This window comes from Stutzerimonas stutzeri (assembly GCF_002909485.1).
GTDB classification, from domain to species: Bacteria; Pseudomonadota; Gammaproteobacteria; order Pseudomonadales; family Pseudomonadaceae; genus Stutzerimonas; species Stutzerimonas stutzeri_AH.
In genome coordinates this window covers 459,514-484,685 of the sequence record NZ_PPXG01000004.1, presented here as the reverse complement: position 1 = coordinate 484,685, position 25,172 = coordinate 459,514, and the positions used below count along the sequence as shown (strand labels likewise).

Annotated in this window: 19 protein-coding genes; 5 read left to right on the top strand and 14 right to left on the bottom strand. The window is 64.7% G+C overall.

Annotated features, from left to right (window positions below; all coding sequences use genetic code 11):
• Position 1: 1 nt before the first annotated feature.
• From CXK91_RS12630 to CXK91_RS12610, 5 genes are all read right to left on the bottom strand, one after another.
• Positions 2-1,480, bottom strand: a complete 1,479-nt coding sequence (locus CXK91_RS12630) for an ATPase domain-containing protein (protein WP_103456430.1) — start codon at positions 1,478-1,480, stop codon at positions 2-4.
• On the bottom strand, positions 1,477-1,911 hold the full coding sequence (locus CXK91_RS12625) for a hypothetical protein (RefSeq protein ID WP_256055794.1): 435 nt from the start codon (positions 1,909-1,911) through the stop codon (positions 1,477-1,479). The genes CXK91_RS12630 and CXK91_RS12625 overlap by 4 nt, the downstream gene beginning before the upstream one ends.
• A gap of 211 nt (positions 1,912-2,122) precedes the next feature.
• Positions 2,123-3,238, bottom strand: a complete 1,116-nt coding sequence (gene malK / locus CXK91_RS12620; protein WP_103456429.1) for a maltose/maltodextrin ABC transporter ATP-binding protein MalK — start codon at positions 3,236-3,238, stop codon at positions 2,123-2,125.
• A 78-nt stretch (positions 3,239-3,316) separates the two neighbouring features.
• Positions 3,317-4,945: an alpha-glucosidase gene (locus tag CXK91_RS12615; RefSeq protein WP_103456427.1), complete on the bottom strand. Its 1,629-nt coding sequence runs from the start codon at positions 4,943-4,945 to the stop codon at positions 3,317-3,319.
• Positions 4,946-5,094: 149 nt separating this feature from the next.
• On the bottom strand, positions 5,095-5,643 hold the full coding sequence (locus CXK91_RS12610; protein WP_103456425.1) for a sugar O-acetyltransferase: 549 nt from the start codon (positions 5,641-5,643) through the stop codon (positions 5,095-5,097).
• A gap of 178 nt (positions 5,644-5,821) precedes the next feature.
• On the opposite strand from CXK91_RS12610, the gene CXK91_RS12605 reads away from it, so the two are divergent.
• Complete coding sequence (locus tag CXK91_RS12605; RefSeq protein ID WP_103456423.1) at positions 5,822-6,445, top strand: glutathione S-transferase family protein; 624 nt, start codon at positions 5,822-5,824, stop codon at positions 6,443-6,445.
• A gap of 45 nt (positions 6,446-6,490) precedes the next feature.
• Here CXK91_RS12605 and CXK91_RS12600 read toward each other — a convergent pair whose 3' ends face one another.
• The 5 genes from CXK91_RS12600 to malE all read right to left on the bottom strand — a co-directional run bounded on the left by CXK91_RS12600 (position 6,491) and on the right by malE (position 13,623).
• Positions 6,491-6,919 (bottom strand): hypothetical protein, encoded by a 429-nt coding sequence (locus CXK91_RS12600; protein ID WP_103456421.1) that lies wholly within the window; start codon positions 6,917-6,919, stop codon positions 6,491-6,493.
• A gap of 136 nt (positions 6,920-7,055) precedes the next feature.
• Positions 7,056-9,803, bottom strand: a complete 2,748-nt coding sequence (gene malT / locus CXK91_RS12595; protein WP_103456419.1) for an HTH-type transcriptional regulator MalT — start codon at positions 9,801-9,803, stop codon at positions 7,056-7,058.
• Between the two features lie 98 nt (positions 9,804-9,901).
• Positions 9,902-10,792 (bottom strand): maltose ABC transporter permease MalG, encoded by an 891-nt coding sequence (gene malG / locus CXK91_RS12590; protein ID WP_103456418.1) that lies wholly within the window; start codon positions 10,790-10,792, stop codon positions 9,902-9,904.
• A gap of 10 nt (positions 10,793-10,802) precedes the next feature.
• Positions 10,803-12,368: a maltose ABC transporter permease MalF gene (gene malF / locus CXK91_RS12585; RefSeq protein WP_181003946.1), complete on the bottom strand. Its 1,566-nt coding sequence runs from the start codon at positions 12,366-12,368 to the stop codon at positions 10,803-10,805.
• A 67-nt stretch (positions 12,369-12,435) separates the two neighbouring features.
• The gene (gene malE / locus CXK91_RS12580) at positions 12,436-13,623 is read right to left on the bottom strand and encodes a maltose/maltodextrin ABC transporter substrate-binding protein MalE (RefSeq protein WP_103456416.1); all 1,188 of its coding nucleotides are present in this window, start codon (positions 13,621-13,623) and stop codon (positions 12,436-12,438) included.
• 252 nt (positions 13,624-13,875) lie between these two features.
• On the opposite strand from malE, the gene CXK91_RS12575 reads away from it, so the two are divergent.
• Entirely contained in the window at positions 13,876-15,945 is a 2,070-nt protein-coding gene (locus CXK91_RS12575; protein ID WP_103456415.1) for an alpha-amylase, read from the top strand.
• Positions 15,942-17,060 (top strand): hypothetical protein, encoded by a 1,119-nt coding sequence (locus CXK91_RS12570; RefSeq protein WP_103456413.1) that lies wholly within the window; start codon positions 15,942-15,944, stop codon positions 17,058-17,060. Before CXK91_RS12575 ends, CXK91_RS12570 begins: the two co-directional genes overlap by 4 nt.
• 358 nt (positions 17,061-17,418) lie before the next feature.
• Here CXK91_RS12570 and CXK91_RS12565 read toward each other — a convergent pair whose 3' ends face one another.
• Positions 17,419-19,071 carry a glucan 1,4-alpha-maltotetraohydrolase domain-containing protein gene (locus CXK91_RS12565; RefSeq protein WP_103456411.1) on the bottom strand — a complete coding sequence of 551 codons (1,653 nt, stop codon included), beginning with the start codon at positions 19,069-19,071 and terminating at the stop codon, positions 17,419-17,421.
• A gap of 387 nt (positions 19,072-19,458) precedes the next feature.
• On the opposite strand from CXK91_RS12565, the gene CXK91_RS12555 reads away from it, so the two are divergent.
• Together CXK91_RS12555 and CXK91_RS12550 are read left to right on the top strand one after the other, a co-directional pair.
• Positions 19,459-20,751, top strand: a complete 1,293-nt coding sequence (locus tag CXK91_RS12555; RefSeq protein ID WP_103456409.1) for a maltoporin — start codon at positions 19,459-19,461, stop codon at positions 20,749-20,751.
• 121 nt (positions 20,752-20,872) lie between these two features.
• Positions 20,873-21,796, top strand: a complete 924-nt coding sequence (locus CXK91_RS12550) for a MalM family protein (protein ID WP_103456408.1) — start codon at positions 20,873-20,875, stop codon at positions 21,794-21,796.
• A 262-nt stretch (positions 21,797-22,058) separates the two neighbouring features.
• Here the strand turns inward: CXK91_RS12550 and sugE are convergent, their stop codons facing one another.
• From sugE to CXK91_RS12535, 3 genes are all read right to left on the bottom strand, one after another.
• Positions 22,059-22,379 (bottom strand): quaternary ammonium compound efflux SMR transporter SugE, encoded by a 321-nt coding sequence (gene sugE, locus CXK91_RS12545; RefSeq protein ID WP_103456406.1) that lies wholly within the window; start codon positions 22,377-22,379, stop codon positions 22,059-22,061.
• 272 nt (positions 22,380-22,651) lie between these two features.
• On the bottom strand, positions 22,652-23,515 hold the full coding sequence (locus CXK91_RS12540) for an aldo/keto reductase (protein WP_103456404.1): 864 nt from the start codon (positions 23,513-23,515) through the stop codon (positions 22,652-22,654).
• A 12-nt stretch (positions 23,516-23,527) separates the two neighbouring features.
• Complete coding sequence (locus tag CXK91_RS12535) at positions 23,528-25,156, bottom strand: NADP-dependent glyceraldehyde-3-phosphate dehydrogenase (protein WP_103456402.1); 1,629 nt, start codon at positions 25,154-25,156, stop codon at positions 23,528-23,530.
• Between the last annotated feature and the right edge of the window lie 16 nt (positions 25,157-25,172).

The following is a 25,172-nucleotide window of genomic DNA, read 5'->3' as shown; positions in this document are numbered from 1 at the left end:
CTCAAACATTTTTTATGTCCTGCGTGTGGCCATCCTGCGCTCTGTTCGTCGGTCGGCCACCGAGCAGTCCTTCTTGATCCGGCAGCATGTCGCGAATCTGCAGGCCATTTTCGTCGATGTGGTATTGGCGCAGCTCATTGCAGTGCGCGCTGGCACGTACTTTGACCACCGCCATGATGCGCAACAAGCGGCTTTCCACTTCAATGTAGCGCTGCACGATGATCGCGTCGGTCATGAACGCCGTACCGTAGGGACTGAAACGCAAGTCGGTGTAGCGGTCCTCCAGCTCAGAGGTCATCAACACGCTGACCCCGGTGCCCTTCAGCGCAGTGACCATGCGCGACAGCGACTCGCGGAAGTCCTCACGGAAGGTCGGCGCCAGCGCCAGCTCGAAACCCGACAACGAATCGATCACCACCCGGGTGGCCTTCAATCGGCTGATCTCGCTCAGGAGCAACTGGACGACTTCATCGATGGACAGATCCGGCGCCCGGCTGTCCACCAGGCCAACTTGGCCGCTGTTGATCAAACTGGCCAACCTGGGGTTTTGCGAGTAGCTGGGCCGTTGCTCGAACACGGCGATCACGCCAGTTTCGCCATTGCGCGCACCTTCAGCCAGGAAGGTCGCGGCCAGAATGCTCTTACCCGAGCCCGACGGTCCTGCTACCAGCAACGAGTACCCCCGAGGCAGGCCGCCACCGAGCATTTCGTCCAAAGCGGGCACGCCCATTTTCAAGCGTTTGATCGGAGATTCAGGTGGCGCATCCACCGAAAGATCGGCGATTGCCGGTGCGAAGACCTTGATCCCCCCAGTGGTGATGCGGAAGGTGTGCAGCCCCGGCAGGGTCGGCTGGCCGCGCATCTTCATGATCTCCATCTTGCGCACCATGGAATTGCGCTCGACGCTCTGGCGTAGCCAGATCAGGCCATCGGCTACGGTGAAAATCGGGTTGGTGTCGGTTTCGGTGAAGTACTCACCGATCAGGAAGGTCGTTGCCTGCCAGGTGGTCATCAACATGCCCAGTTGCTGGATGAACTGGGGCAAATTGTTGTTCGGGTTGTCCTGGGTCTGGCTGGCCAGCACCACGGAGCGAAATGAGTCGACGAACACCAGTGACGGCGAGTGCATCTCGACTTCGCTGACGATCCTTCGCAGTACCTCGTCCAGATCTCCGGCCAGTGTGTCGTCGGCCAGGTTGATATAGCGGATGGACTGGTTTATCGCTTCGCTGTCGAAAAAGTCGAACTGCTGTTGATAACGCAGCATTTTCAGCGGCGGCTCGCCGAGCACGGTGAAGAACAGCGCTGGGCGTTCTGGCGTCGCCAGGGCAAACATCATCTGGTGCGCGAGGGTGGTTTTGCCGCAGCCAGGCGGACCGGCGATGAGGTTGAACGAAAATTCCGGAAGGCCCCCGCCCAGCACCTCGTCCAGTCCTGGCACACCGGTGGCCAAGCGGTTGATAGCTACTCGTGTGCTCATGGCGAATTTTCCTGCGAAGGGGTGTCACTCAAAGAAGACTGGTACACGCCGCTAAGCAAACGTGCGGTCAGCGAGGGCCCGATCAGCGTGGTCAGCAGGTCGTAGAGAATGGTCAGCAACATTTCACCGAAAAACTGCGCATCGGTTTCGTCCTGCTCGACGAGAATGGTTTTGAGCTCGATCAGATCCATCGATGCCTGCAAATTGTCATACGTGCAGGCCAAGCGAGGATAGGTGGAGGCACACAGATGAAGGCTGCGGCGATAAAGCGCGATCACGCCTTGCTGGCCGATGATGGGCGTCAGGGCCGCGTTTATATCCTGCAATATCGCGATGATCGCTTCGGCGATTCGTGCAGTGTCAGGATCGGACCCCGCACGGTGCGCCAGAGAAGCTACGATCTGGCGGCTCTCTTCGCTTCGCGTGGACATGGCTGACTACTATCTGGTGAGCAGAGTCTGATGGTACACCCTATGGCGAGCTATCGAGGCACCATCGGGCGCAGCATTGCAAACGCGGTGTTTGCGGAGGGTGGATGGGGCGAAGGAAAGCACTGGCAGGCACCGATGTCTCCGCTGCGCCATTTAGTCCAGACGTTATCGCCGATTGCAGCGCTGCCCGGCCGGGCAGCGCATCAACCAATCATCCGTAAATCGCCGGCTCGCGATAATGCCGGGTGCAGGCATCGCCGTTTTCGCGGAACAGGTGGCACTTGTCGGCCTTGAGGCCCGCGGCGAAGGTTTCGCCTTCGGTGACGCGCAGGTTGCCGTCGACGCAGAGGGTAATGACGTCCTGCAGGCGTTCCAGGGTGAGGTACAGCAGGTTGTACTGGCCCAGACGTTCGGCCACGGTGATCTGGCCGTGGAAGGTGAAGTCGGCCTCTTCCGGCATGACGAAGTGTTCGGGGCGGATGCCGAGGGTGAGCGGGTCGCCGGGGCTCACCGCACTGCCGTCCACCGGCAGGGTCAACGGGTAGCCACTGGGCAGTTCTATGGTGACGGCTTCGGGGCTGGCTGAGATGGCGCGCACGTCGACGAAGTTCATCTGCGGCGAGCCGAGAAAGCCGGCTACGAAGCGATTCTTCGGATAGTGATAAAGATGCAGCGGTTGGCCGACCTGGGCGATTTCGCCGGCGTTGAGCACGACGATCTTGTCGGCCAGGGTCATGGCTTCGACCTGATCGTGGGTCACGTAGATCATGGTGGAGCGGATGCGCTGGTGCAGCCGGGCGATCTCGATGCGCATCTGCACGCGCAGGAAGGCGTCGAGGTTCGACAACGGCTCATCGAACAGAAACACCTTCGGCTCGCGGACCATGGTACGGCCGATGGCGACCCGCTGGCGCTGGCCGCCGGACAGATCCTTGGGTTTGCGTTCGAGCAGTTTGTCGAGCTGCAGGATTTCCGCGACCGCCTCCACGCGGCGCGCGATCTCGCGCTTGTCGACGCTCGCAAGCTTCAGGCCGAAGGCCATGTTCTCGGCCACCGTCATGTGCGGATAGAGCGCATAGGACTGAAAGACCATGCCCACCGAGCGATCCTTGGGTGGCAGGTCATTGACCCGCTGGTCGCCGATCAGCAGATCGCCCGAGGTGATGTCCTCCAGCCCGGCGATCAATCGCAGCAGGGTGGATTTGCCGCAACCGGATGGGCCGACGAAAACGACGAATTCGCCGTCTTCGATATCCAGGTCGATATGCCGGGTGATCGGCGTACCGTCGTAACTCTTGCAGATGTCGCGCAGCGTGACACTGGCCATCGTTGTTGTTCTCCGTTGGATGCCGCCATGCACTCTCTATTTGCAGCGGCGGGTCTGCCCCGCCGCTGCCGACTCGAGTTAACTTTCGAGCCGCACGTAGCCAAAGCCATGGGCCGGCAGGCGTGCCCACTGGCCATCGTATTCAGCGAAGCTCGCCGGCACGTCCACCAGCGGCACCGCCTGCCCCGGCAGCTCGTAGCTGCGCGGCGCATCGCCCAGATTGAACAGGCACAACCAGGCTTCCCCACCCAACCGACGCTCGAACACCAGCAGCGCGTCGTCATGGTAGACCATGTGGATATCGCCCTCGATCAGCAAGCGCTGCTCGCGCCGCCAGCCGAGAAAACGCCGGTAGCAATTGAGCATCGAGTGCGGATCGGCTTCCTGCGCGGCCACCGACAGCGAACGGTGCGACTCATCCACCGGCAGCCAGGGCTCGCTGCCGGTGAAGCCAGCATGATGCGCTTCGCTTTGCCAAGGCATCGGCGTGCGGCAGCCGTCGCGGCCTTTGAATTCCGGCCAGAAGGTGATGCCGTACGGATCGACCAGATCTTCGTAACGCAGTTCCGCCTCGGGCAACCCCAGCTCCTCGCCCTGATACATGCAGACGCTGCCGCGCAACGACAGCAGCAATGCCATCAGCAGCCGACCACGCTCCGGATCGGGCCGGCCATTGAGGGCCCAGCGGGTCATTACCCGCACCACGTCGTGGTTGCCCATCGACCAGCACGACCAGCCATCCGCCAGTTCCCGCTCGATGCCTTCCACGGTATGACGGATGTACGCAGGGCTGCACTGCTCGGTGAGCAGATCGAAGGAATACGCCATGTGCAGGGTGTCACCGCCGCTGGTGTAGGCAGCCATGGTGCGCAGCGACTCGTCGCAACCGATCTCCGCCACCGAGGAGGCACCGGGGTAATGCTGCAGCAGGGCGCGCAGGCGCCGCAGGAAGCCCATGTTCTCCGGCCGAGTCTTGTCGTAGATGTGACGCTGGTAGGCATAGGGATTGTCGACGCGCACGCCGATGCTGCCCTCGCGAATTTCGGTATTGGGCGGGTTGTCGCGCAGTTCGGCGTCGTGGAAGTAGAAGTTAGCCGCATCCAGGCGGAAACCGTCCACGCCGAGCTTGAGCCAGAATTCCATGTCGTCGAGCACCTGATCCTGCACGGCCGGGCAGTGGAAATTCAGATCCGGCTGGCTGGAGAGGAAGTTGTGCAGGTAGTACTGCCGGCGCCGACTGTCCCAGCTCCAGGCCGGGCCGCCGAACACCGAAAGCCAGTTGTTCGGCACGGTGCCATCCGGCTTGGGATCGGCCCAGACGTACCAGTCGGCCTTGTCGTTGTCGCGGCTGGAGCGACTTTCGACGAACCACTGATGCTGGTCGGAAGAATGGTTGAGCACCTGGTCGATCAGCACGCGCATGCCGCGCTCGTGGCAGGCCTCGACCAGACGAACGAAGTCGTCGAGGGTGCCGAACAGCGGATCGACGCCGCGATAGTCGGCCACGTCGTAGCCGAAGTCCTTCATCGGCGAGGTGAAGAAAGGCGACAGCCAGATGGCGTCGACGTTGAGGCTGGCGATGTAGTCCAGCTTGTGCAGCACGCCCGGCAGATCGCCCACCCCATCGCCGTTGCTGTCGAAGAAACTACGTGGGTAGACCTGATAGATCACCCCGCCGCGCCACCAATTCTGAAGTTGCTCGGACATGTCAGGTTACCTTGAGTGAGCAGTGAAGACGGGACCACTCTAGGTGCGGCATCCGGTCGCAACATCCTCCGGCGGCAGGCTTATGCAGGCGTAAGGGCCGGGCGTAGACGGCTGGGTTGGCGAGGGCGTAGACAGCGGCAGCGAGCCGGTCAGCGTACCCGTGCCGGGTTGCCGACCACCGTGGCGCCGGCCGGTACATCGCGGGTGACCACGCTGCCGGCGCCGATCACCGCATCGTCACCGATGCTCACGCCGGGGAGGATGATCGCCCCGCCGCCGACCCAGACATTCTTGCCGATATGGATCGGCCGGCCGAACTCGACGCCCGAGCGGCGTGCTTCAGCGTCACGCGGGTGATCGGCGGTATAGAGCTGCACCGCCGGGCCGATCTGTGCGCCGGCACCGATATGCACTTCGACCACATCGAGAATTACGCAGTTGAAGTTGAGAAAGGCGCCTTCGCCGAGGTGGATGTTGCAGCCGTAATCGCAGTGGAACGGCGGGCGGATCACCGCACCGGCGCCAACTGCAGCAAGCCGCTCGGCCAGCAGCGCCCGGCGCTCGTCCGGCGAGGCGGCGAGCGCTGCGTTGTAGCGCACCATCCAGGCCTTGGCCGCGGCCTGATCGGCAACGATCTCCGGGTCACCGGGGTAGTACAGCTCGCCGGCCAGCATCTTCTGTTTCTCGCTCATCGCCATGGCAACGCCTCCTTCACTGAAAAGCCCGAGGGTGCCACAGCCAGGCGCTGCACTCCTCCTCCCCCGCCCGGCGGCCAGCGGGCGAGGCGCTGGATGGTTCCGCCCGACGCCTTCGCATCCACCGGCGGGCTCGACTAGGGTTGATGCACTGTTCACCCTCGCCTTCGGAGCACTGCCTGTGAAACTGATCGGTCGCTATATGTCGCCCTTCGTCCGCCGAGTTGGCATCAGCCTGCATCTGTTGGAAATACCGTTCACCAACGAACCGCTCAGCGTACTGACGGACAGTCAGAAGATTCGCCACTATTCGCCGCTGGGTCGGGTACCGGCGTTGGTGATGGACGATGGTCAGGTGCTGATCGACAGCAATGCCATCCTCGACTATCTGGATCAGCAGGCTGGCACCGAGCGCGCGCTGCTGCCGCTGTCCGGCCCCGAGCGCAGCGAGGCGATGAACCTGCTCGCCTTCGCCGTCGGTGCCTGCGAGAAAACCGTGGCGGCGTACTACGAACGCGATCGACGGCCGGAAGGGCTGGTCTGGGACGACTGGTATCGGCATTGCGAGGATCAGGCGCGCGGCGCGCTGGCATTGCTGGACGCACGCCAGGCCGAGCGCGGCGAGCGACCCTTGCTGGGCGAGCGCATGAGTCAGGTGGATATCAGCGCGGTGGTCGCCTATGACTTCGCCCGCCTCACCCTGCCCGACACGCTGGCGCCGGACGGCGCGTTCCCCCACCTGGCCTCAGCGTCACAGCGCGCCAACACCCTGCCCGCCTTCTCCCAAACGCAATGGAAGGGCTGAGCGGCGCCCTGCAGCCCAAGCGCTATCGGCGCACTGCCGGTGAGCTCAGCGCGGCGCGCGAACCTGGGCCACCACCTCGTCAAGGGTCGGGTTGGCCTTGCCCATGCCATTGAAGAACACGGCGGGAATGCCACCGTTGAGCACCGCGACGGTGCGCTGCAGCTGGGCCCGCTGCTCGGCGTTGGGGTTGCTCGTCTCGGTACTGAAGTGACTGGAGCGTTGCACCGCGATGCCCATACGGGACAGCCCGGCCGCCAGTTCGTCGGCCCGCCGCGCTTCATCAGAAGGGCAGTTGACCGGTGCGAAAACCATCACCACGCCTTGACGCGCACCACCGGGCATCGCCACCGAAATGAACCCCGAGGGGCTGCTTGTCGGGCTTGCCTGGAGCAATGCCTCCTGCTGATGGCCGCTCCACAGTTTGTAGCCGAGACCCAGAACGGCGGCGATAAATAGCACGCGGGTCAGGCTCATGGGCGGCCTCCGTCGTACTGTACTGCGCCATGCGCGCGACCGCTGGCTCGCTGGTTTGTCCTTATCATCCGCCACATCCCTGTTGTGCTGTACGGCCCGCGAGCATAGCCGGTCGCCTCGGCGGCGGCGAGCGGCCCTAGTCGCCCTGAATCTTGCTCAGCAGGTCGCGTGCCAGCTGCACCGCTTCGCTGCGATGGGTGATGTTGAGCTTCTGGTAGAGGCTGCGGATGTGCGTCTTGATGGTGGTCGGCGCGACGTTCAGGTGATCGGCGATCTGCTCGTTGGACTGCCCGGCGTGGATCAGGCTCAGCACCTGCCATTCGCGTCGGGTCAGCGGTGAGCGCCGGATCAGCTCGGGTACGTCGGGGCGATTGATGATGTCCTGGATCACCGCCTCGTCGAGGGTGATGCGGATGGCGCGGCTGAAGTCGCGCTGCTGCTGCGCCAGCTGGATCAGCCGCGTGGCACGCTGGGCTTCCGGCTCGTCGAGGGTGCGCTCATGCAACAGGCACTTGAGCATGCCTATGATCGGCTTGCCAATCCGCAGGAAGCTGCCGATGGCGCCGCTACCGCTGGCCAGGGACATGGCGCGCTGCAGGTGATCCAGCGCCTGCTGGCGTTCTTCACGCAGCCAGTGCAGCTGCGCCAGAAGGATGTGGTTGCGATTGCGATCCATCAGCAGGCCGTGACACTCGGCGTCGGTCAGCAGCTGGCGCAGGATGGGCAGCGCGCTGTCCAGCTGCCCCAGCGCCACATGGGCACGGGCGTGGTTGCGCGCGTTGAGCTGGGAAAAGTGGTTGGCACCGGCACTGACCGGCGGCGCGCTGATCAGCCATTGGCGAATCGCCTCACGATCCTGGCTGGAATCCCAGTAGGCAAGCATCACCGCATGGGCGTTGGCCAGCCAGTCGATGTGGTAGCGGTCATCGGCGAGCATCGTTTGCATCTGGCTAATGTAATCGGCACAGGCATTCTGCTGCCCGCGGGCGTAGGCGACGCCGGCTAGAAGCGCGTGGCTCTGTAGGCGCCAGCGCTGGTCGCCGAGCTCGTCGAGAATCTGGATGCCCTGCAGCGCGCATTGCTCGGCGGCGTCCAGCTGATGCCACTCCAGCAGTACCTGACCGCGTACCCGGTAGATGAACTCGACAATCGGCGTGGCCTGCAGGTTCTGCTGTTCGATGTACTGGATGGCCCTTTCCTGCAGTGTGTAGGCCTTCTGCAGATGCCCCTGAGCGATGGCGATTTCCGAAAGCTGGCCAAGGTTCCACACCACCAGATGCGAGGCATTGATTTCCCGGGCGCGACGCTCGGCTTCCTCGTACTGTTTCTGCGCCTGCGGCAAGGCCCCCTGCACGAAATGCGCCTCGGCCAGCCCTGACATTGCCGCAACCCGCGAGGTGCGCATGATCAGTGGCTCGCGGGTCAGCGCCTCCTGAGCCAGTGCGATGGCGCGTTGTTCATCGCCCTGGTTCATCGCCACCTGCGCCCGGACGGCATTGAACTCGCAGACGATGCGCGCCCAATCCTGCTCCGAGCAGCTGCGCTGCAGCGCCAACTCACCGGCCTTGAACCAACGCTCAACATGATCGAACTGATAGGAGTTCTGCGACACCCAGGCCTGCAGCAGGGTAAGCAGCGGCGAGCCGGCGATTACCGGTTCCGGCAGGGTTTCCAGGCATTGCTGCAGCAGCCCGAGCCGGCCCTGGCGATAGAAGGCACGCCCATGGCGCTGGAGGATCTCGGCGACCTGCTGCGGATCGCCCGCCTGCACGGAATGCCGTGCGGCCTCCTCGGGCATATTCTCGCCCAGCAGCGCCTCGGCGGCGCGCAGGTGCAACTGGTTGACCCGCTGCGGCTGGTGAGTGCGCAGTTCGCCCTGCAGGAACACCGCAAACAACGGGTGATAGCTGTACCAGCGACGCAGACTGTCCAGCGGCTGGATGAACAGCCCGCTGCGCTCGAGCCGCTCGAGCATCTCGCGGCCGTGGCAGGCTTCGGTCAGGCGGTCGGCAAGGGCTGCGTCGAAGCGATCGAGCAGGCAGGTTGCTTCGAGAAAGCCGCGCAGGTCTTCAGGCAGGCCCTCGACCACCTGTTCGCGCATGTAGTCGCGGATATCGGGGTGGCCAAGCAGCAGGTTTTCCAGAAACAGGTCCATGCCGCGGCTGGTCTGCACTTCCTGCAGCGCCAGCTGCAACGCGCAGGGCCAGCCACCGATGCGGCGGTTGAGCCGTTCGACCTGCTCGCGGTTGATGTTTACCGGCACGCCCAGCTCCAGCAGGGCCTGTACTTCGTCGTCCTCGAACGCCAGCTGGCGGGCATCGAGCAGCAGCAGCTGATGCTTGACCCGCAGCTCGGCAACGCCAAGCTCCGGCAGCCGGCGGCTGCACACCAGCAACGTCATCCAGCAGGGCATATGCCGCAGGAAGAAGCGCAGCCCGGCGATCAGCTCACGCTCGTGCAGCACTTCAAATTCGTCGAGCACGATCAGGATCGCCTCGTGCTCGCCCGGCAGCTCGGCCAGCAGTTGAGTGAACAGCGCATCCAGCGAGACCTGGCCCTGCTCGGCGAGTGCAGCGGATAGGGGGCAACCGGCATCGAGCTGGCGGTCCAGCGCCTGGGTCAGGTAGCGGCCGAACTGCAGCGCCAGGTTGTCGCTGGCATGCAGCTGTAGCCAGGCGACGCGGCCATCGAAGGCCCGCGCCCATTGCGCTGCCAAGGTGGTTTTGCCGAAGCCACTGGCCGCGTGCAGCACGGCCAGGCGTATCTGAGGCAGGCGCAGTTGCCACTCGTCCAATCGTGGGCGTTCGAGCAGGCCCGGCGGCAGCATGGGGATCGCCAGCTTGGTGGGGATCAGCGGCAGCAAGGCTGGCATCGAGGCATTCATGGACGGCTCCCTGTTCTCGTTATTGTTCTCGTCGTGGCCTGGCGCACCGGCTCGCATGGTTCCCGCTCCCCGGTCTCGCGCCCTGTTTCAATACGTCCTCAACCCTTCACGCCGCCCGCGGTAAGACCGCCGACGATCCACTTCTGGCAGTAGAGGAACACCGCGGTGATGGGTATCCCGGAAAGCACCGCAGCCGCAGCGAAATCACCCCACAGGTAGTTTTGCGGGTACAGGTACTGCTGGGCGCCCACCGACAGGGTCAGCTTGTCCACGTCCATCAGCAGCACCGAGGCGATGGGATATTCGGTGACGCTGGTGATGAACGCCAGGATGAACACCACGGCCAGGATCGGCACGCTCATTGGCAACAGGATATGGAAGAACGCCTGCCAGGTTGTCGCGCCATCGACGATGGCGGCTTCCTCCAGCGAGGCATCGATGCTCTCGAAGTAACCCTTGATGGTCCAGATATGCAGTGCCATGCCGCCCAGCGAGGCGACGATCACTGCGCCGTGGCTGTTCACCCCGAGCCAACTGACGTGCTGGCCAAGCTGGTCGAACAGCGCGTAGATGGCCACCAGCGAGAGTACCGGCGGAAACATCTGAAAGATCAGCATGCTCTTCAGGATCGGCGCCTTGCCGCCGAAACGCATGCGCGCGAAGGCGTAGGCACTGGTGGTCGACAAGAGCAGGATCAGCACCGAGCTGACCAGGGCGATTTTTACCGAATTCCACAGCCACAGCAGCACCGGGAACGGCGGCTGGGTGACGCTGCCATCCTCGTGGGTATAGGGGATGCCCAGCGCCAGCGACCAGTGCTCCAGCGTCGGGTTCTCGGGGAACAGGCTGCCGGTGGCGAAGTTGCCTTCGCGGAAGGAAATCGAGATCACCATCAGCAGCGGAAAGAGGATCACCGCAACGAACGCCAGCAGCGCCGCGTGGGTTGCCCACAGCCGGTAACGCGCGGATTTGGGTTGCACCATGGCCATGTGGTTCTCCTTATACCTTCACTTTCGAGAGTTTGAGGTTGAGCAGCGCCATGGCGCCCACCAGCAGGAAGATCATCGTGGCGATCGCCGCGGCCAGGGCGAAGTCCTGCCCGGAATCCTGGAAGGCGATGCGGTAGGTGTAGCTGACCAGCAGATCCGTGGTGCCGGCCGGCGTGGTCGCGCCGATGATGTCCGGGCCACCGCGGGTCAACAGGGTGATGAGCACGAAGTTGTTGAAGTTGAAGGCGAAGCTTGCGATCAGCAGCGGCATCAACGGTTTGATCAGCTGCGGCAGGGTGATGCGTAGCAGGTTGTCCAGCGGACTGGCGCCGTCGATGGCCGAAGCCTCGTACTGATCGCGCGGGATGGCCTGCAACAGCCCCATGCACAGCAGCAACATATACGGGTAGCCGAGCCAGGTATTAACGATGAGGATCATCGTGCGCGCCAGGGCCGGGTCGCTGAACCAGTCCGGGCGCATGCCGAACAGGCTGTCGAGCAGCAGATTGATCTCACCGAAGTTCTGGTTGAACAGGCCGCGGAAGACCAGGATCGAAATGAATGCCGGCACGGCATACGGCAGGATCAGCATCAGCCGGTAGAAGCTCTTGCCGCGCACCAGCTCCCATTGCAGCAGGCTGGCCAGCACCAGGCCCAAGGCGAGAGTGAAAACCACCGTCAGGCCGGCGAAAGCGAAGGTCCAGGCGAATATCTGCATGAAGGGTTCGCGGATGCTCGGCTCGGTCAGCACCCGCGAGAAGTTGGCGAAGCCAGCGAACACGGTGAAGCCCGGTGGCACTGCCTTGCCGGTTTCGTCGACATAGAAGCCGCGCTCCATGTCGGCGGTCAGCCGCGCACCGGTGCGGTTGTCGACCAATACGCCGGGGCCGTCCTGCCGATATTGCGGCTCGACCGCTGCCACTTCGCGCAGGCCGTACAGCCGCAGCAGGCTGCCATCCGGCGCTTGCATGACCCACTGTTCCAGCGCCTTGCGCCGCTGAATCACCTCGCGCAGCGCCAGCGCGTCGCCCAGCTCACCAGCGGCTTCGGCCGGTTGCAGGGAAAGCGGCGCTTCGACGTCTGGCTCTCCAGTCAGCGGCGGGCTGACGAACACGCCCTGCTCGCCCTTGTCGATGCGCAGGCGCTCGCCGTCAGGACTTTGATGCAGGGTGAAACGGAAGCGCTCGCCGGCCAGATAGGTCTGATTGAGGTGATAACGCTCGACCTGTGCCTGGCTCAGCAGATGGCTGCCGCTGTAGTTGGTAAAGCCGATGCCCACGGTGTAGAGCAGCGGGAAGATCACGAACACCAGCATCCCCGCCACCGACGGGAAGATGTAGCGCTGCGCGTACATGCGCCGGTTGATGAACAGGTAGCTGGCGATGCCCGAGACCACCAGCCCGAGCAGGGCGAATGCCATCTGCCCCTGAACGTAGAGGGCAACCACCAGATACAGCGCAAAGGCATTGAAGGCCAGCCAAAGCAGCCAGCGCAGGCCTGTGGTCACGGAGCGGGGCAGGCCCCAGGGAGTCGAACGGGTCATGGCAGGGCTGGGCAACTCGGCACGGGCATTCACGGGAGAAGAACCTATATGAACGGAGCTTAGTCTGCCGGCGCGCCTGTGCAGGCGGCCGGCGACGGGTTCAACGGGTGATGCGCTTGGCGGCATCATCCAGCGCGGCATCGACGTCCTGTCGGCCGGAGGTGATGTTGGTCAGCGCAGCGGCCATGGATGACCAGAACGCGCCCATCTCCGGCACGTTGGGCATCGGCTCACCCATCTGAGCGTTCTCGAAAGTCGCCTTGATGTGCGGGTTGGCGGACAGCTCTTCCATATAGGCCGTGTTGGCCACGGCGCCCAGCGGCACGTCGGCATTCACGGTCTTCAGCCCCTCGACCTGCAGCAGGTAGTTCTCGAGGAACTCCACGGCCAGGTCCTTGTTCGGGCTGGCGGCGTTGAGCAGCGCCGCAGCAACGCCAACGAAGGGCTTGCCCGGCTCGCCGTCGACACCCGGAATCGGTGCTACGCCGAAGTCGATGCCACTCTTCTCGATGTTCGACCAGGCCCAGGGGCCGCTGATCATCATCGCCGAATCGCCTTTGTTGAACGCCGCCTCAGCCACGCTGTAGTCGGCACCCTTGGGCATTGCACCCTTGTCGATCAGGTCGCGCAGCACCTGCGCACCCGCCTTGGCGCCAGCGTTGTTAACCCCGGTGGACTTGACGTTGTAACCGCCATCGGTCTGCTCGAACACGTAGCCGCCCTTGGCCGAGAGTAGCGGCCAGGTGAAATAGGTGTTGTTGTAGTCCCAGAGAATGGCGCGCTTGCCTTGGGCGGAGAGCTTCTCGTTGAGCGCGAGAACGTCATCGAAGGTCTTCGGCGGGGTGTCCACCAGCGCCTTGTTGTAGATCAGGCCGATGGTTTCCACCGAAATCGGGTAGCCCCACAGCTTGTTGTCGTAGGTCACCGCCTGCCAGGAGAAGTCGGCGATGCCGGACTTGGTGTCGGCGCTGGGGGTAACCGGGGTGAGCAGGCCGCTCTTGGCCCATTCGCCGATGCGGTCATGAGCCCAGATGAAGATGTCAGGGCCGTTGCCGGTGGCCGCAGCCTGCTGGAACTTGTCGGTGGCGCTGTCGGGATGGGCCACTTCGACGGGGATGCCGGTTTCGGAGGTGAACTTCTTGCCAACTTCGGCGAGGCCTTTATAGCCCTTGTCGCCGTTGATCCAGACGACCAGCTTGCCTTCCTCGATCGCCGCCAGCGCCGGTAGCGGCAGGCTGAAGGTGGCCGCCAGGCCGACGGTGGCGATACACCAGAATTTCTTGTTCATGCTTCGCTTTCCTCGTGGCTTCTTATTAGTTGTTCCACCTGCTGCCGGCCTGAGGCTCTGGCAGTCGTTCCATCCTCGGCGCGTCCTATGCCATGTGCATCCTCCTCCCCAAGGGGGCGGAGGGCGTAGAAGCGGGGCGTAGATAGTTGGTCGCAGCCACACAAAATACGCCATCAGACTAGCGTTTACGCCTATACCCAGCTGCAAACGCGCGGTCAAATGTAGCGAAAAAGCCCAATGGAGCCACATTTGATGCGTGCCCACCGGTTATCCGTCCTGCCGCTACTGTTCGGCATCGCCCTGCCCTTGCCCGGCCTCGCCGCTCCCGAGCTGAGCATTCGCCTGAATGACCAGCCGCTGTCACCGAGCTGGAACGCCCTGGCAGCCGATCGCTACGACACGGAGCTGAAGCTGGAACCCGGTCGGCTGCATCTGGTGATGCCGCAAGCAAGCGTCGAAAACAGCGCGCTTGCGCCGTTCCGTCGTCAGCCGCTTGGCAAAGACAGCGCCTACCGCTACGAAGTGCCCGAAGCTGGTCGCTATCGCTTGATCGTCGAGACCGGCCCGGACGCGGCGCTGCGCCTGTTGCCGATCAAGGCCGCCGAACCGAAGGCGGCTGCGGCGGTCTGCCAGGCCTGGGATGGCGGCGCGGTGGAGGTGGCGGTTGGCGACGTGTTCCGCGATGGCCAGACCCTGCGCGATGCGTTGTCCGGAGCAACGACGGTGGTCCGAGACGGCCGGATCAGGCTGCAACCCGCCGCCGGCAGCGACGGCCTCTTGCTGCTCGAAGCCGCCGACTCGGCCAAGCCGGCACCGCGCGACTGGCGCAACGCGATCGTCTACTTCGTGCTCACCGACCGCTTCGCCAACGGCGACCCAGGCAACGACCGCAGCTATGGCCGCGAGCCGGACGGCAAGGATGAGATCGGCACCTTCCACGGCGGCGATCTTAAGGGGCTGACCGAACGGCTCGACCATATCGCCAGCCTCGGCGTCGATGCGCTGTGGATCAGCGCGCCCTACGAGCAGATCCACGGTTGGGTCGGCGGCGGCGATAGCGGCGACTTCCGCCACTACGGCTACCACGGCTACTACGCCCTGGATTTCACCCAGCTCGACGACAACTTGGGCGACGACAACGACCTGCGCGCCCTCATCAGCGCGGCCCATGCCCGCGGCATCCGCGTGCTCTTCGATGTGGTGATGAACCACCCCGGCTACTCGACCCTGCAGGACATGCAGCAACAGGGCTTCGGTGCCCTGCGCGACGGCATGGCCGCCTACCTGCCCGAGCAGTGGAGCGCCTGGCAGCCGGAGCCCCACGAGAACCTGCACGCCTACCACAACCTGGTGGACTACGAGCACCCGAGCTGGGCCTCCTGGTGGGGCCGCGACTGGGTGCGCGCCGGCATCGCCGATTACGACACGCCGCCCAGTAGCACGGTCGATCCGCTCAAGGGGTCACTGGCCTTTCTGCCGGATTTCCGCACCGAATCCGAGGAGGTCGTCGCGCTGCCCGAGTTTCTCGCGCGCAAGGCGCAGACCCATGCCGAGCCGCGCGAAGGCTACCGCGTGCGCGACTACCTGATCGAATGGCTGACACTCTGGGTCCGCGAATACGGCGTCGACGGCTTTCGTGTCGACACCGTCAAGCATGTCGAAGCCGCCACCTGGGCCGAACTGCGCGCCGCCGCCGAGCGCGCCCGCGCCGATTGGGCTCGTACCAACCCGGACGATCCCATGGCCAGCGAGCCGTTCTGGATGGTCGGCGAAGTGTTCGGCCACGGCCCCGAAGCCAGCGACTATCTGGACCAGGGCTTCGATGCGCTGATCAACTTCGACTTTCAGGAGCAGGCCGTGGCTGCCAGCGACTGCCTCGCCGCCGCCGAACCCAGCTACGCCGACTATGCCAGGCGCCTGGCCGAGACGCCCGGGCACAACCTGCTGAGCTACGCCTCGTCCCACGACACCGCGCTGTTCAACCAGCTGGCCAAGGGCGACCTGACCCGCCAGCGCGGCCTGGCCGCCGCCCTGCTGCTGGCGCCTGGCGCGGTGCAGGTCTATTACGGCGACGAAAGCGCCCGCGCCTTCGGTGCCAGCGGTTCGGACCCGTATCAGGGCACGCGCAGCTCAATGAACTGGGCCGAGCACGAGCGGCCCGAGATCGCCGCGCTGATCGAACACTGGCAGCGGATTGGTCAGTTCCGTGCGCGGCATCCAGCCATCGGCGCGGGTGAACATCGACTGCTTTCGGCCGGCCAGCCCTATGCCTTCGCCCGCGAGCTGGGCGAGGACAAGGTCATCGTGGTGCAGGCCCGATGAGTGCCGCCTCGTTGACCGCAGCGGCACGGCGCCAGGCCCAGCTGGCCTTTCTCGCCAGCGGCACCGAGTTTCGCCTGGGCCGCGCGGAGGATTGCCCGCTGCCACCGGAACAACTGGCGGCGGTGCGTGGCGACGAGCCCTGGGTACGCGCCTGCCTCGACGACGGCCTGACCGCTCGGGTCTACCGCGTGCAGCTGGTCGGGCGCGACTGGGCGCTGAAAGTCGCCCGGCGGCCCTGTCGCGTCCAGAACCCGGACGGCCAGACGAGCTTTCTCAACGAGCTGCAGCGCCGCCGCGACCTTGCCCGGCTGATGCGCACGCCGGAGCAGGCCGAACGCCTGGCCGGCATCGTGCCGACGCAGTACGCCTCGCTGCAGCAGGGCATCGTGTTGTCGCCCTGGGTCGAAGGCCGGCGCATCGATCGCTGGGACGAACGTCAGCTCGTCGAGCTGTTCGACCTGCTGATCGCCCTGCTGCTGGCCGGCCTGTTCGAATGGGACCTGACTGCAGGCAACACCCTGGACGATGGCCGCATCCGCCTGTTCGACTTCGGCTACCTCTACCCCTTCGACCCGCTGCGCCAGTACAACAGCGATGGCCTGACCTCGCCGGGCTTTCACCCCGCCGAGCGCTTCGAGACGCGCCAGCTGTTCGCCTGCCTGCTGCGTCTGGAACAGCAAAGCGAGACATGGGCACTGGCGGATTTCGAGCTGGAGAAACGCATCGCGCTGGATGCCTACGAGCGGTTGCAGCGAGAACTCGCCGCCCGTGGTGCCAGCCAGGGCGTGCTGGACTGGCTGAGCGGCCTGATGCGTCACTGGCGCAACGCGCTGGCCGGTGATCCGGGCGGACTTTACCTGCAGGAAGCCTGGCGCTCGCACTGGCTTGACGTGAAGGACGACCTCAGCGGGCAGAGCTGCACGCCGCTTACCCTGCAGCGCCTGGCCTGGCTCCGGAATAAAGCCACTGCCCTGCATGCCGATCTGCTCACCAGCGGTGCGCTGGTCAACGAGCGAAACCCCGGCCGCGATGCCTTGCTCGACGAGCTACGCCAGGCCGAAGCCCAGGCGATTCGTTGGCAATTGGCGGATGATCAGAACGCCCAAGAGGTATGAGCCGCGCGGGTGTGGCGACGCTATGGCCACAGCGGGAACCTGAAGGTTGGCTGCAAGGCGAAGCTCCGCTGCGGTGGGCTGAAGCCCACCCTACGATGCAGTCAATCTCGCCCTACGCGTAAGCGTGCGACTCGCAACGGCAGTCGTCCCTGTAGGCACCAGCAGCACCTGCGCTGTCTCGCTCAAAATCCGCAGCTGGCCCCGCCGCCGTAGGGTGGGCTTCAGCCCACCGCAACGATCCTAGCAACAGCCAAGCGGCTACTAGGAACCACGGCCGAACCCAACACAACGGTGCCGCCAACAAAAAAACCCGCCTCACATAGGCGAGGCGGGCCACAGGTGCTCGTGCTTCTTCGGGCTAGAAGCGCCCGACCGTACTGGTGCCTTCGCTGGGCGTCAGGCGGTTGTTCGCCCCGCCCTGCCACTGCCGCACCAGCGTTGCGGTGGCCTCATTGCGGATCAGGCATTTCCATTCCACGTTCTGGCCGGCCGGCAGGGAGATGCTGCCCTTCCAGGTCGGGTAGCCGCTGGTATCGGTCAGGCGCACGGCGGATGCCGGGCTCCAGTTGCCGAGCTGGCTGACATTGCCAGCCGCGTAGACGCTGTCGCCGGGCTGCGTCACGCCGTTGTCGCAGCGGACATTCACTTTGACCAGCGCGCCGGGCTCACCGCCGCCGCTACCCGTGCCGGTGCGCCAGACGCGTACCTGGCCATTGCTGGCGTTGACCGCCTCGCTGAAGCTGCCGCTGGCGACCTGGCCGGGATTGCCCAGGTTGGAATTGAGCGCGACCACCAGGGTCTGCTGGGTGCCGCTGACGGTGGCGACGAGGCCGCTGTAGCCGCTGTGGAAACTGATCGCCGAATCGGCACGCACACCGGCGGCGCGACGTACCTGAATCAGCTGGCGGATAAAGTCGCCGTAACCCCAGTCGTACATGTGCGACCAGTACACCACCGGCGTGCCGGGGCTGGTAAGGATGTAGGCGTAGGCCTGGCGGATCAGCCCGTCCTGCAGTGCCCAGTGATGCTGACCTCCGTTCTGCCCGGGCGAGTAGCCGGTGTCGTGGTTGTCGACAAAGGTCACCGCCACCTCGCGCCAGCGCGGGTCGGGGTTGCCGTTCAGGCCGTTCTTCCAGTCGGCGATCGAGCCGTTCTGCATGCGCTCCTTGAGCGCGAAGTCGAACACCGGGCACTTGGCCCGATCGGACCAGTCCTTGATGATCTGCTGCCAGCTGGCCGTGTTCCGCCAGTCCCAGCTTGGATATTCGCCCGGTGCCTTCCACAGCTCGCCAACGCAGAAGCTGTTGTCGGCACTGTCGGTCATCCAGCTATTGACCCGCTCCGGCGCAAAACCGCGGACGAAGTCGAAGCGAAAGCCGCCGGCGCCGTACTGGCTGCGCAGATTGGCGAACTCGTCGCGGAACATGCCGTAGACCTGCGGATGGCTGGTGTTCAGGTCCGCGTCGCCGCCGACGAAACGATCGCCGTCGTCGCAGTCGTTGGGATAGTTGCCCGGGTCGGCGCAGTCATTGCGCCAGAAGCCCTGACCAGCCGGCAGGTTGATTTCCTTGTTCGGGTAACCACGGTTCATGTGGTTGGGCACCACGTCATAAAGCACCTTGACACCGGCACCGCCGAGCGCGCCGGCGGCCTGGCGCAACTGGGCATCGCTGCCATAGCGGCCGTTCTTGTTGAAGTCGTGCCAGAAGTAGCCTTCGCCGCCGCCAGATTTGCCGCCTTCGCTCCAGCTGGAGAAGTCACGCCAGGGCACCGGCATCCAGATTGACGAGAAGCCGTCGGCGGCGATGGTCGAGGCCTGCTGACGGAGGATGTTGTACCAGTCGTTCGGTGCCTCGCGGACGACGTTCCAGTGAAAGCCCTGGAGGATGATTTCGTCGCCGCCGTGGTAGCGCACGGCGTTGGGGCTCTTGCCGGCCTGATCGGCCATGGACTGTAGCGGTAGCGGCAGCAGGATCGCCGCCAATAAGGCGGCACGCAGGATGTGGCTCATCGCAATACTCCGGTTCTTGTGCTTGTTCGGGTATCCGACGGCGGGGCCGCCGAATGAGGATGAACGCCGGGCGGATCATCGACCGGCTCCCGCAGGCTGCCCCTGCATGGCCCCGCCACCAACCTCCCCCACACATCTCCCGGCGGCGTAGTGGCCAGGCGGAAGGCCCCTGGCAATCATCTGCGCCCCTCCCACCTCATCCCCGCCCTGGGGATTACGCCGTTCTCATCCCTGGTACGCCCTCGCTCTGCGCCAGCGAATTCTTCTTCCGGGAGGATGCTGCCCCTGGCCCTATCCCCGAGGCTTTCGCCACCCAGCTGCGCCGCCCATGGCAGGCAGCTACGGCGTGATCGATTCGGCATTAACAAGAAAAACAAGGACCTCGTCATGAAGCACACCGCGCACCCTAGCTTTGCCCTTAAACCCGCCTGTATCCTCGCCGCGCTGCTGGTCAGCGGCCCGGCCCTGGCGGTCGACTTCCATGGCTACCTGCGCTCGGGCGTCGGTGCCACTGCCGGCGGCGGCGACCAGGCCTGCTTCCAGGCCGCCGGTGCACCGGCGAAATATCGTCTGGGCAACGAATGCGAAACCTACGCCGAGATCGGCCTCGGTAAGGAAGTCTGGAGCGAAGGCAACCGCAGCTTCTACGTCGACAGCATGATCGCCTACCGCTCCGACCAGGGTAACGATTGGGAAGCCACTGGCACCGATACCAACGGCGGCGAGAACAACCCCTTCGACGAGGCCGGTACCACCTCCATCCGTCAGTTCAACGTGGTCGGCAAGAACCTCATCCCGAGCCTGCCAGGCGCGGCGATCTGGGCCGGCAAGCGCTACTACAAGCGCCACGACGTGCACATCAACGACTATTACTACTGGGACGTCTCGGGCCCCGGCGCCGGTATCGAGGACATCGACCTGGGCTTCGCCAAGGCCAGCGTGGCGTGGATTCGCAACACCGACGGCGACTGGGTCTACCAGGGCTCGGGCACCGGCACCAACCTGGCCAACGACACCCTCGACTTCCGCCTCGCCGAGATCGACGTCAACCCGGGCGGCAAGCTGGAGATCGGCTACGACTACGGCAAGGCCAACCTCACCGACGAGCAGGAGCGCGACCCCGGCTACCAGGACCAGAAAGGCCATCTGGTCACCCTCGAGCACACCCAGAGCAACTGGTTCGGCGGCTACAACAAGCTCGCCCTGCAGTACGGCACCGACGGCATCATCGGCAGCAGCGGGCGCAACAACACCGGTAACAGCGACGGCAAGATGTTCCGCCTGGTCAACCAGGGCGTGGTCGGCCTGACCGACAACATCGAGATGATGTACGTGCAGATCTACGAGGACCGCGATTTCGACAACGACTCCGGTCAGACCTGGGCCAGCTTCGGTGTACGCCCGGTGTACAAGTGGAGCGACGTGATGAGCACCGCGCTGGAGTTCGGCTATGACCGCGTCGATCCGCAGGCCGACGGCGAACGCAGTCGCGACCTGAAGAAGCTCACCCTCGCCCAGCAGTGGTCGGCGGGCAACAGCTTCTGGGCGCGCCCGCAGATCCGCGTGTTCGCCACCTACGCCAAATGGGACGGCGGACGTTACCAGGCTGCCAGCGAGTCCATCGACGCTGGCGATGACGACGGCATCACCTTCGGCGTGCAGGCCGAGGCCTGGTGGTAAGCCGAACCGATTGAACGCCGTTGTGGCTGACCGCGACGGCTCCCTTTCCGCTCCCACCGTCCAGACGGTGCTTTTGCCCCGACGCTGGCAGGTCGGGGCATTTTTTGTTCGGAGAACCACCATGCATCGCTTGTTCTTCTATACCGCCGGGCTATTGGCCCTGGCACTCGTCGGTTGCAGCAGCGAGCCGCTGCGCCGGGTCGACGCTCTCACGACCAGTCCGAAACCGTTGGAACGTCCTGTCGAGCAGGCCCGTGACGCGCTGGCTGCCGCGCCAACCTGCTGCAGTGGTATTGACCAGTTGCCGTTCGAAACGCTGAAACCCGGTTTCGCTGGCGACGTACTGATCGACACCCAGGCGCCGGCCTACACTTTCGAGACCGGCAAGAGCTTCTTGCGCGCCTTCACCCTGCCGGCCAGCGGCCCATCATTCGAGATCCGCCTCTACAGCCAGGCCGGCAGCAGCGTACTGGCGCCCAACGCCATGCTGCTCGACAGTCGCATGCGCCCGACCCGACTGCTGGATGCGGACGATTTCACCTACGTGCCGCCGACCGGTCTCAAGGGCGACAGCCTCGATGCACGCATCCGCATCGACCGCTCGCAGCCCGAGCACCCGGGCAACGAGCGCTACCTGATTCTCTACACCAGCGACGCACAGATGGCCGGACAGACCGTTTTGCAGCACCCGGCCAAAGCCTATGCCAAGGCGGCAGGCAACGAGCCGCCGAGCATTCCCGACCCAGTGGCGCGGCACTCGCCGGTGGGCGTGATCAGGCTGGTGATGATCCCCGACCGTGACGCCAATGCCCCGGCCAAGGGCTACGTGCCCGGCTACAGCATCGGCCAGGAAATGGGCGGCGAACTGCCGCGCGCGCCGGCTCCGGCGGTACTGCCGGAAACCTCGGCCTACTACCGCCAGGCAATTGATGCCGCGCTGGCGCAGAAGGACCTCGAACGCGCCCTGCGCCTGGCCGACGAAGCCACGCGAGTGGGTGATAGCGGAGCGAAGAAGTACCTGCTGGAGCGCATCGAGATACGCTGAACAAAACCGGCAAGTGCGCGCACCCGCCTGCTACCACCGTAGGGTGGGCTTCTGCCCACCAGATGCAGGAGCACCGACTCCCCAGCCGGCCCGGTACGAACGAGACAAGTCGAACATCTGCGCCATCGAAGCGGTGGATGGATAAAGCGTCATCCACCCTACGACGTCTGCTGGCACCGTAGAGTGGGCTTCTGCCCACCAATTGCAGGAAGGTCGAGTGCGCAAACCGCCTTGCGCGCACGTCAGGACACGGCGCTGCGCGTCAGGCCGTAAGCTTCAACCCCACCAACCCCGCCAGCAGCAGCACGACACTCAGCAGCCGCGCAGTCGAGGCGCTTTCGCCAAAGATAAGGATGCCCAATGCCACGGTGCCCAGCGCGCCGATGCCGACCCAAATGGCATAGGCAGTACCCACCGGAAGGACCTGCATGGCGCGGGCAAGAAGGAAGAAGCTCCCCGCCATGGCCACTATGGTGAGGGCACTGGGCAGCGGGCGGGTGAAGCCTTCGGAAGCCTTGAGGCCAATGGCCCAACCCACTTCCAGAAGACCGGCGATAGTCAGCATGATCCAGGCCGAATGCATGACGAGGACTCCATCAAACTGCAGGGTCGTCCCCGCACGATTCGACAAGCCGACAGGTCGTCCCGCGGCAGACGCGACCCTAGCACAGGAGCGCACCAATTTGGACCACGCACAGCGCCCATTGATCGATAGCGTTCCTAATCGGGGATATGCCGAACCATCGCAGATGCCCGCGGTGGATGGAGGAAGCGTCATCCACCCTACAAACCTCGCGTAGGGTGGAAAACTGCGAAGCATTTTCCACCTTGGATGGCGGACAGATGAGCCCCTGCCTACGCCACCTCATGCCCGCGGGCCGCTTCGCTCAGGTAGAACCAGGCGGGACGGTCCAGCTCCAGTTCGGCGCCCAGCAGCGCCTCCTCGATCCGCTCCCAGCGCAGGCTGCCGAGGATCGGCAACGGACGACCAGGTAGCTGCCGCAGCCAGGCCAGCGCCACCTGATTGGCCGTGGCGCCCAGATCGGCGGCGACTTCATCGAGTGCGCGGCACAAGCGCTCACCGAAGCGTCCACCGCCCACGGGCGACCAGGCCAGCACTTGCAGGCCCGCGGCCTGCAAGGCATGCAAACCGCCGTCCCATACCCCTTGCTGGGCCTGCAGCGAGAGTTCGATCTGGTTGCAGCACAGCGGCACGCGTTGCGCCAATGCCTGGCAATGCAACACCTCGGCATTCGACAGCCCGACCCAACCAACCTTGCCGCTGGCGATCAGGCCATTCAGCGTCTCGGCCACCTCGTCGACCTGCAGCAGCGGGTCCGGGCGATGCAGCAGAAAGCCGTCGAGCCGCTCGACACCCAGCCGCGTCAGGCTGCTGTCGACCGCCTCTCGCAGATAGCGGGCACTGGAGTCGTAGTGCTTGACCCGCCAGCGCGAACAATCCTGTTCCGCCGGTACGATATCGGCCTTGCCGATGATCTGCACCCGCTGGCGCAGCCCCGGTGCCTGACGCAGGGCCGCGCCGAAGTGCGCCTCGCAGCGCCCGCCAGCATAGATATCGGCATGGTCGAAACCGTTCAGCCCGCGCTCGACGCAGCGTTCGATGAACGCCAGCAGTGCCTGGGGTTCACCCAGCTCGGGGTATTCCAGCAGGCGCATCATGCCCAGCAACAGCGGCTGGGCGAGCACGGGCGAGGCCATGGCAAGGCTCCGTCAGAAGATGTAGTCGGTGGTCAGGAAGCCCGAGCGACGCTCCCGGATGATGCTGTCAACCAGCTGCTTGTTGGCCTCGTTGAAGCGGGTCGCCACCAGGGTGCGGATGGAGAACACCCGCAGCGCATCGTGTACCGACAGCGTGCCCTCGGCCGAATTCTTGCGGCCGTTGAACGGATAGCTATCCGGCCCGCGCTGGCACTGGGCATTGATGTTGATGCGTCCGACCTGATTGACGAAGGCATCCACCAGCTCGCCGACCTGCGCCGGGTCGTTGCCGAAGATCGACAGCTGCTGGCCGTAGTCGGAGGCGGTCACATAGTCGATCACTTCCTGCAGGTCGCGGTACGGCACTACCGGCACCAGCGGGCCGAACTGCTCTTCGTGATAGACACGCATGGACGAATCAACCGGGCTCAGCACCGCCGGATGAAAGAAGGTTTGGTGCGACTCGCCGCCGCCGGCATTGACTACTCGCGCGCCCTTGGCCACGGCGTCTTCGAGCACCGCATGCAGATAATCGGTCTTGCCCGGCTCGGGCAGCGGCGTCAGCGCGACGCCGGGCTCCCAGGGCATGCCCGGCTTGAGCGCGTTGACGCGAGCGGCGAAGCGTTCGAGAAAGCCATCGAGCACCGCCTCATGCACGAAGAGGATCTTCAATGCCGTGCAACGCTGGCCATTGAACGACAGCGCACCAGTCACGGCCTCTTCCACGGCATTGTCCAGATCGACATCCGGCAGAACGATGCCCGGGTTCTTCGCATCCAGCCCCAGCGCGGCGCGCAGGCGGTGCGGACGCGGGTGCAGTTTCTTCAGATCGGCGGCGCCCTTGTGCGTGCCGATAAAGGCAAACACGTCGATCTTGCCGCTGGCCATCAGCGCGCTGACCGTCTCGCGACCACGGCCGTAGATGACGTTGATGACGCCGGCCGGGAAGCTGTCGCGGAAGGCTTCGAGCAGCGGATGTACCAGCAGCACACCGAACTTGGCCGGTTTGAACACCACCGTATTGCCCATGATCAGCGCCGGGATCAGCGTGGTGAAGGTTTCGTTCAGCGGGTAGTTGTACGGCCCCATGCACAGCGCCACGCCCATCGGCACGCGGCGGATCTGCCCCAACGTACCCTGCTCCAGTTCGAAGCGGCTGGAGCTACGGTCCAGCTCCTTCAGTGCGTGGATGGTGTCGACGATGTAGTCGCAGGTGCGGTCGAATTCCTTTTCGGAATCCTTGAGGTTCTTGCCGATCTCCCACATCAGCAGCTTGACCACCGCCTCGCGCTGCTCGCGCATGCGCGCCAGGAAGGCCTCCACATGGGCGATGCGCTCAGCCACGCGCATGGTCGGCCAGGCGCCGCGGCCGTTATCGTAAGCGGCAACGGCGGCGTCCAATGCGCGTAGCGCGGCGTCGGCATCCAGCAGCGGCGTACTGCCAAGGACTACCTGGCGCTCGCTGCCGTCCGCCTCGCGCAGGAACACCGGGCTGCGTACCTCGGCCAAAGGACCGTCCCAGTTCATCAGCTCGCCATCGACCAGATAATCGCGCTGCGTAACCGGTGCATCCGGACGATAGGCCTCGGGAATCTCATCCAGACGGGGGAAAAGCTCGGAAAGCGGGCGCGCGTTGCTCATGCAACCTCCAGGTAGC